The following is a 1,344-nucleotide window of genomic DNA, read 5'->3' as shown; positions in this document are numbered from 1 at the left end:
GCTATTTTAAACCATGGCTACAAATTAAACAATCTAAAAAGGAGCGATGCTTCCTCCCCTCCCTAAAGGAAGGGGTATCCGCATCGATATTTTGATGAAAATTGAACCAGAAGAAAAAAAACGATTTTTTTTCGTTGATAAATAAGGCTGATTAAAGCTTTTATCTTTAAAAAATAAGGAGCCTAAGCTTGTCAAATTCTCTTTAGGTAATTGACTAAAAGTGATTAAGAAATTTTTTGAGCCGTTAACAATAGCACTCATATTTTTTCTCCTATGGTTAAAACAAGTAAAGTAACTATTTAATATTAAAATGACAGTTTTGTCAACAAAAAATTTAGGCATTTATTCTCTTTTACTAGGTTCTGTTGAGAAATTTATTGCTAGGTCTTCAGGGATCTTTCCAGAAACTTGCGATTTTTTTGCCTCAAAAATAGCACCTGACTATTTACATTCGGCAAAAAATCACAAATTTCAAGAAAACCTCCTCTGAATTCCTTAGCCCTAAGTTTCTCAACAGAACCTAAGCAAAAAAATAATTTGATGAAAAACCTCGCTAAACAAGTAAACATACAGTAATTGTTCGAAGCTAAAGATTTTTCTGACTAAGTCAAAAAAAAGTTGACTCCTTTAACCCGAAACAACCAAAAGCTTCCTCCGGGAGCTCGAGCTCCTCACCCACGATCTCGACGAAGTCCTAAGAAAAACTGCCTAGTGCTCTGTCAACCCTAAAAATAGGGATATCTTGATTTATCTTTTCCCGGCTGGCTTCATGTTCGATCTCACAAACTTATAAAAGTTTAGATTCGATCTCCACACTTTGCCAACCGAAAAAATTTCAACCAATCTATCCTCAATTTTAGGATTGACAGAGCACTAGGGCTATCGCAGTGTCCCATTCACCCCGTCTGTAAACGACAAAAATCGGCATGGTTCAAAATACAGCATGCTGAGGTAACACTTCACGACGTAGCTTTTCTTCGCCTTCGGCTCCGAAGCCGTGTCGGTTCAGTGGATTTTTTTTGTTAAGCTGAAAGTCGAGCAAAGCGAATATGGTAAGTGGCTAAAAACCTGGAAAAAAAGAGGCTTGTTCCTTGGTGAAAGATGTGCAAGGTTTTCTAGGAAAGAACCTTTCCAGCGAACTGACATGGCTTCGGAGCCGAAGGCGAAGAAAAGCCATGCGGTGAGCTGTCCGCGGCTTCAAAATGGCTCTGCAAAATCGCCCCGCACGAGGGGTGGAACAGTGCTTTGCACGGCCCCCCGAGGAGGGTCGATTTGGCTTGCCAGATTGAAGCTCAAGGGGGCAGCAGGGGGCTTGCCCCCGACGCATCTTTCATAAGACCAAAA

Annotated in this window: 1 protein-coding gene; it reads right to left on the bottom strand. The window is 40.5% G+C overall.

Annotation, left to right across the window (positions count from 1 at the left end; genetic code table 11):
• Positions 1–33 precede the first annotated feature (33 nt).
• Entirely contained in the window at positions 34–261 is a 228-nt protein-coding gene (locus tag NEPTK9_RS09490; RefSeq protein ID WP_194848588.1) for a hypothetical protein, read from the bottom strand.
• Between the last annotated feature and the right edge of the window lie 1,083 nt (positions 262–1,344).

The organism is Candidatus Neptunochlamydia vexilliferae, assembly GCF_015356785.1.
Taxonomy (GTDB): Bacteria; Chlamydiota; Chlamydiia; order Chlamydiales; family Simkaniaceae; genus Neptunichlamydia; species Neptunichlamydia vexilliferae.
Note: the sequence above shows the minus strand (reverse complement) of the source record. Positions and strands in the feature narration are given on the sequence as shown.